At 72.0% G+C, this 5,705-nt stretch carries 8 protein-coding genes and 1 pseudogene; 4 read left to right on the top strand and 5 right to left on the bottom strand.

From position 1 onward, the window contains the following. The first annotated feature begins 245 nt into the window (after positions 1–245). Both FNQ90_RS10855 and FNQ90_RS10850 read left to right on the top strand, forming a co-directional pair. Positions 246–1,427 carry a LacI family DNA-binding transcriptional regulator gene (locus FNQ90_RS10855; protein WP_182606180.1) on the top strand — a complete coding sequence of 394 codons (1,182 nt, stop codon included), beginning with the start codon at positions 246–248 and terminating at the stop codon, positions 1,425–1,427. Between the two features lie 116 nt (positions 1,428–1,543). Then, a complete protein-coding gene (locus FNQ90_RS10850) occupies positions 1,544–2,071 on the top strand; it encodes an NUDIX hydrolase (RefSeq protein WP_182606179.1) in 528 nt (175 codons plus the stop codon). A gap of 97 nt (positions 2,072–2,168) precedes the next feature. Here FNQ90_RS10850 and FNQ90_RS10845 read toward each other — a convergent pair whose 3' ends face one another. The 3 genes and pseudogenes from FNQ90_RS10845 to FNQ90_RS27285 form a co-directional block, all read right to left on the bottom strand. Beyond that, positions 2,169–2,306 (bottom strand): DUF397 domain-containing protein, encoded by a 138-nt coding sequence (locus FNQ90_RS10845; RefSeq protein WP_323379877.1) that lies wholly within the window; start codon positions 2,304–2,306, stop codon positions 2,169–2,171. Next, the gene (locus FNQ90_RS10840) at positions 2,296–3,024 is read right to left on the bottom strand and encodes a DUF5753 domain-containing protein (protein WP_228471032.1); all 729 of its coding nucleotides are present in this window, start codon (positions 3,022–3,024) and stop codon (positions 2,296–2,298) included. Before FNQ90_RS10840 ends, FNQ90_RS10845 begins: the two co-directional genes overlap by 11 nt. A gap of 30 nt (positions 3,025–3,054) precedes the next feature. Beyond that, a pseudogene (locus FNQ90_RS27285) lies at positions 3,055–3,252 on the bottom strand (helix-turn-helix domain-containing protein); the annotation flags it as partial. A gap of 193 nt (positions 3,253–3,445) precedes the next feature. Here FNQ90_RS27285 and FNQ90_RS10835 point away from each other — a divergent pair. Next, positions 3,446–3,874, top strand: a complete 429-nt coding sequence (locus tag FNQ90_RS10835) for an ATP-binding protein (protein ID WP_182606176.1) — start codon at positions 3,446–3,448, stop codon at positions 3,872–3,874. 149 nt (positions 3,875–4,023) lie between these two features. Then, positions 4,024–4,272 (top strand): hypothetical protein, encoded by a 249-nt coding sequence (locus FNQ90_RS10830; RefSeq protein ID WP_182606175.1) that lies wholly within the window; start codon positions 4,024–4,026, stop codon positions 4,270–4,272. A 55-nt stretch (positions 4,273–4,327) separates the two neighbouring features. On the opposite strand, the gene FNQ90_RS10825 is transcribed toward FNQ90_RS10830, so the two are convergent. Together FNQ90_RS10825 and FNQ90_RS10820 are read right to left on the bottom strand one after the other, a co-directional pair. Then, positions 4,328–4,789 carry an NUDIX hydrolase gene (locus FNQ90_RS10825; RefSeq protein ID WP_323379876.1) on the bottom strand — a complete coding sequence of 154 codons (462 nt, stop codon included), beginning with the start codon at positions 4,787–4,789 and terminating at the stop codon, positions 4,328–4,330. Positions 4,790–4,921: 132 nt separating this feature from the next. After that, positions 4,922–5,705, bottom strand: a 784-nt coding sequence (locus tag FNQ90_RS10820) for an ABC transporter ATP-binding protein (protein WP_182606174.1), incomplete at its 5' end; no start/stop codon positions are given.

Below are 5,705 nucleotides of genomic sequence, written 5' to 3'. Positions count from 1 at the left end.
GGGCCAGGCAGGCGGGGTGCGGGAGGTCGACGGCCCGGGGCAGGGGCACCTCGGTGCCGTCGGGCGCGACGGCGGTGTCGGCCTCCGGCGCCTCCCCCTCGGTGCCCACCCCGATGTGGTCACCCGGTGATCGCCCCACCGGACGACCACACCGTAGTAAGCGCTTTCTACTCCGGGGAAAAGCTAACCTGCCCCCAGCGCTCTGACAAGGGCGCGTCCGTTTTCTTTCAGCCGGAGGGCAAGGCATGGCAGTGACGCTGGCCGACGTGGCGGCCCGCGCGGGGGTCTCCGCCGCGACCGTCTCCCGGGTGCTCAACGGGAACTACCCGGTCGCCGGCACCACCCGCAGCCGGGTCCTGCGGGCCGTGGAGGAACTGGAGTACGTGGTCAACGGACCCGCCAGTTCGCTCGCCGCCGCCACCTCCGACCTCATCGGGGTACTGGTCAACGACATCGCCGACCCCTTCTTCGGGATCATCGCCGGGGGCGTGCAGTCCAGGATCGCGCCGGTGGACGCCCCCGACGGGCGGGGTCGCAAACTCGCCGTCGTCTGCACCACCGGCGGCTCCCCCGAACAGGAGTTGACCTACCTCACCCTGCTCCAGCGCCAGCGCGCCGCCGCCGTCATCCTCACCGGCGGCGCCGTCGAGGACCCCGCCCACCAGGCCGCGCTCGCCGCCGCGCTGCGGCGCATAGAGCGTGCCGGGGCCCGGGTCGTGCTGTGCGGGAGGCCGCCGCTGACCCCGCCCGTGGCCGGGGACGAGGGGGGCACCGAGGGGGAGGCGCCGGAGGCCGACACCGCCGTCGCGCCCGACGGCACCGAGGTGCCCCTGCCCCGGGCCGTCGACCTCCCGCACCCCGCCTGCCTGGCCTTCGACAACCGGGGCGGGGCCCGGGCCCTGACGGAGCACCTGATCTCCCTGGGACATCGGGAGATCGGCTACCTCGCAGGTCCGGCCGAGCGCACCACCACCCGGCACCGCCTGGAGGGCCACCGGGCTGCCCTGGATGCGGCCGGCCTCACCGACGGGGCCGGGGACCGCGTCGTGCACGGGCGCTTCGACCGGGACTCCGGGTACGGGGGCGCCCGCGAACTGCTGCGCCGCTTCCCCGGTCTGACCGCGATCGCCGCCGCCAACGACACCGTCGCGCTGGGGGCCTGCGCCGCGCTGCGGGAGGCCGGCCTGCGGGTGCCGGAGGACGTCTCCGTCACCGGCTTCGACGATCTCCCGTTCGCCGCCGAGGCCGCCCCGGCGCTGACCACCGCCCGCCTGCCGCTGCACGAGGCCGGCGCCCGGGCGGGGCTGCTGGCCCTCGGCGTGGAGGAGCCGCCGCCGGGCGGGGTGACCGTCGTCGGAACCGAGCTGCGGGTGCGCGCCTCCACCGCCCCGCCGCCTTCCGGCCCGCGCCCGGCGCGCGCCGGCTGAGCGGCGGTGCGGCGGTGCGGCGGTGCGGCGGTGCGGCGGTGCGGGACGTACCGGTCGCGGGCCCGGGCGCCGGATATCCCTCCCGGGTTCCGACACGGGCCCCGTACGCTGCCGCCATGACCACCACCGGCGCCCCCGACCCCGGCCGTACGCCCGCCGACTCCGTTCCCCTGGCCTCCGGCCCGCTCGGCATCGATCTGCTGGACTTCGCCCGGGTCCCGGAGCACGAGCCGCCGAGCGACCACGCGTTGACCTACGCGCTGACCGCCCTGTGGCACGGTGACCGTCTGCTGCTGGTGCACGAACGCGAGCGGAACTGCTGGGAGTTGCCGGGCGGGGGCATCGACCCCGGCGAGACCCCGCGCACGGCGGCGGCCCGTGAGGTGCGCGAGGAGACCGGGCTGACCGTGGCCGCCGACGACCTGCGGTTCGTCGGCTTCCCCTACACCACGCTGGTCGGACACCCGCCCTCGCGCGGCGCGCTGTTCACCGCCACGATCGCCGACCCGGGTGCCCTCGGTCCGGTGCCGTTCACCCCGAACGACGAGATCGCCGCCACCCTCTGGTGGGACGGCGCCGCCCCGCCGCCCGGCGGTCTGCTCCAGACCGTCGACATCCACCTCGCCGCCCTCGCCCGGGAGTGAGGGCGAACCTCACTGCCCCGGGCGAGAGTGCGGGAACAGGTGGTCTCGGGTTCAAGTCCCGTCACTCGACCCCGGAGCGCCGGAACCCGGGCAGGGCTCAGGCTCCGCCGAGCCCCTCGCCCCGGGCGACCGCCGCGAGGAACCGCCGCCCACTCTCACGTCCCACCGCCATCACCGGCCCATCCGGGCACTTCGAGTCACGGAAACCGATTCCTCGGGCGCCCTCACGACGCACCTCGACGCAATCCCCGTTCTGCCCGCTGTGACTGCTCTTCACCCAACCGGTCTCCACCAGCACCTTCGTCTCCCCTCGACTCCCGGGCGTACTCGCGTGCGATTCCCTCAATCATGCGCCTGCTGTCCAACTCCCCCAAGGCCGTGGCCCGGAGGCGATCAAAGATCTCCGAGTGAAACGCGATGTCCCGGGGGTTCTCCAGGTAGGCGTGGCTCATGTGGCTCTCCAGGAGAACCACCTCCATCTCGGAAGGCATGGGGAACCGATAGATCTTGAAAGGGAACGGACCACCCCGGTACGCGCCGACGGAGAAGGGCAGAACCTGCAGGGTCACATTGCCCAGGTTCGCCAACTCCAGCAGGTGGTGGAGCTGCGCACGCATCACCTCGGGCCCACCACACATCTGCCTCAGAGCGGCCTCCCCCATCACCATCCAGACCTCGATGGGGTGCTCGGTACGCGTCAATGCCTTCTGCCGCTCCAGGCGCACCTTGAGCATGGTCTCCTGGTTCGGCTGCAAAGGGCCGGGGGAACCTCCCCCGATCACCGCCTCCGCATACCTCTCCGTCTGCAGCAGACCGTCGATGATGGCCGGTTGAAAACCCCGGCAGTACGACGTGTCCTCCTCCAGGCCGATGAGATCCAGGAAGTCCCGCGGAAGTTGATCTTCCAGGGCGCGCCACCAACGCTGTCGGCGCCCCTCCCGGGCCAATGACAACCACCCCTCACGCGCGCCCTGATCAAGGACGCCGTAGAGGTCCAGAAGCGCTTTGAGATCGAGGGGCCTGACCGGACTACGGCCGGACTCGATGCGGCTGATCTTCGACGCGTTACAACTCAAATGCTCCGCCGCATGTTCGAGAAGAAGCCCTCTCTCCTCCCGCAGGCGCCGCAGGTTGGTTCCCAGGACACGACGACGCACGGTCGGCTTCGAGTCCTCCGCCATGACCTTCCCCCTCACTGGAGTGACAGTTGACAACCGGGAGCCCGTTCTTCACTCGTAGAAGTGAACTCTCGTAGTTGACTTGCACGACGCAAGCCAACAGGTCCATATTCGCAGGGTAATCAAGTCACAGCCAAGAGCAATCAGAGTGGAGGGAGCGCCCGAACGTTCGCGCGACTCTCCCGGAGGAGACCTCATGGAGACCGAATCCCCCGCCGAAGCATCCCCTTCACCGCGCCCTTTCCGCCGGGAGGTGAAGGCTCACGCCGAACGGGCGGGCGCCCTAAGGGAAGAGGTCGCCTCCTTGGTCCGGGAGTGGGGCGGCTGCCCCGACACCGTGGCACTGGTGCGACTCGGGGTGTCCGAACTGATCACCAACGTGCTCAAGCACGTCGAGGACCCGAGGTGCCGACTGGAGGTGCACCACCTCGGGAGCGAAATCCGGGTACGCCTGTTCGACAGGTCTCGTGAGGTTCCGGCGGTGACGGTCCCCGCGTGGGATGCCGAAGGCGGACGGGGCCTGTGGCTGCTGCGGGACATGACCACCGGCCTGGGCTACACCTGCGTCCCCGGGGGAAAGTGGGTCTGGTTCACGGTGCGCCTGGAGCCCGCCGGACAAGCATGAACGATGAGACGGAGCGGACACCACCCAGTCCTTCGAGGGTCTCATCCCTCGGCCGACAAGCTTTCTTTTCTCGTCTCGGGCGCCACGTCCCGCCTTCCGGCAACAGACGCGAGCCTGCCGGTCGTCCACCTTTCCGCACCCGACTGGCGGTGACCATCGGGGAGAACGCCACGCGGGCGCGCACGCTGCAGGAGGCGCAGTTCGCGGTGATGGAAGCCCTCACCGACCTCCTGGCACGCGACCCGGAGGCCGCGTCGCAGGGTGTCCTGATGGCCAAGCGGGCCTTCTCCGAGGGCACCGTGCGTCATGCCCTGCAGAGCACCCGGATGTGGCAGACGGTCGTGGTGGTACTCGGCGAACCGGTCCCGATACGGATCAGGAAAACCCGCTGGTGGTGAGTTCCGCGCCCACGTGGCCGATGGGGCGCCGGCGCCCGGGGGCGGGTGCCCCGGGTCAGCCGGCGGCGGTGTGGTGCAGGGTGAGGAGGTCGCGCACCTCCGGGGAGACGGAGTGGTCGTCGTCGGGGGCGGCCCAGACGGCGGCGTCGTGTTCGGCGAGCCGGAGGTCCCCATCCGGGGCGACCCGCACCGTGAAGGTGAACTGGCGGGTCGCCCGGCCGCTGCGCGAGTGGTAGTCGAAGGTGCCCAGATACTCCTCGACGGCGGTGACGGTCAGTCCGGTCTCCTCCGTCACCTCCCGCCGCAGCGCGTCGAGCAGGTTCTCACCCGCTTCCACCCGCCCCGAGGGGAGCTCCCACAGCCCGGGGAGATGGTCCTCATCGGCCCGGCGGCGCAACAGCAGGACGCGCCCCTCGTCGTCGGTGACGACCGCGCCGACCACATGCCGCTCGACGCCGTCCCGCCGGGCGGCCCCGGTCAACTCGTCCATCAGGTCGGCGTCCACGAGAAGCGACACGGGACTCGCGTCCTTTCGGCAGGGGACGGCGCCCGCCCCGGACACCCCGGCCAGGATAGGGCCGCCGCTCGCGGGGGCCCGGACCCGGCGGACGAGCCCACCCGTTCGGCCCCACCGGACGGGCCCACCCCGTCAGGGGCCGGGGGTCGCGCCGACCGGTTCGCCGGTGTAGCTGCGCCACAGCTCGGTGTACCGGCCGCCGGCGGCCAGCAGCTCGGCGTGGGTGCCGTCCTCCACGACCCGTCCGCCGTCCAGGACCACCACCCGGTCCGCCCGGGCCGCCGTGGTGAGGCGGTGGGCGACGACCAGGGTGGTGCGCCGCTTGGCGAGTCGATCGGTGGCCTCGTTGACCAGTGATTCCGTCGCCAGGTCCAGCGCGGCCGTGGCCTCGTCCAGTAGCAGGATGTCGGGGTCGACCAGCTCGGCGCGGGCCAGGGCGATGAGCTGGCGCTGACCGGCGGAGAGGTTGCGGCCCCGTTCGGCGATCGGGTGCAGGTAGCCGCTCGGCAGCCGGGCGATCATGTCGTGCGCGCCGACCGCCCGGGCCGCCGCTTCCACCTCCGCGTCGGTCGCGTCGGGCCGCCCGTAGGCGATGGCGTCGCGGACCGTGCCGGCGAACAGGTAGGACTCCTGCGGCACCACGCCCAGCCGGCGGCGGTAGCCGGTCGGGTCCAGGTCGCGGACGTCCCGGCCGTCGACCATCACGGCCCCCGAGGTGGGGTCGTAGAACCGGGCCACGAGCTTGACCAGGGTGGACTTCCCGGCACCGGTCTCGCCGACGAACGCGACGGTCTGCCCGGCCGGGATGGTGAGGTCCACGTCGCGCAGCGCGTCGGAGGCGTTCGGGGAGGCGGTGCCGTACCGGAAGCCGACCTTCTCGAAACGGATCTTCCCCTCCAATCGGTCCACCGGCAGC

It is taken from the genome of Streptomyces alkaliphilus (assembly GCF_014141535.1).
Classification (GTDB): Bacteria; Actinomycetota; Actinomycetes; order Streptomycetales; family Streptomycetaceae; genus Streptomyces; species Streptomyces alkaliphilus.
The sequence above is the reverse complement of the archived record's forward strand: the minus strand, read 5'-3'. Positions and strand labels throughout refer to the sequence as shown.

Bases quoted from the DNA above. Each gene is read 5' to 3' on its own strand.
- FNQ90_RS10850 (WP_182606179.1), top strand. From the start codon at position 1,544: ATGACCACCACCGGCGCCCCCGACCCCGGCCGTACGCCCGCCGACTCC.
- FNQ90_RS10835 (WP_182606176.1), top strand. From the start codon at position 3,446: ATGGAGACCGAATCCCCCGCCGAAGCATCCCCTTCACCGCGCCCTTTC.
- FNQ90_RS10855 (WP_182606180.1), top strand. From the start codon at position 246: ATGGCAGTGACGCTGGCCGACGTGGCGGCCCGCGCGGGGGTCTCCGCC.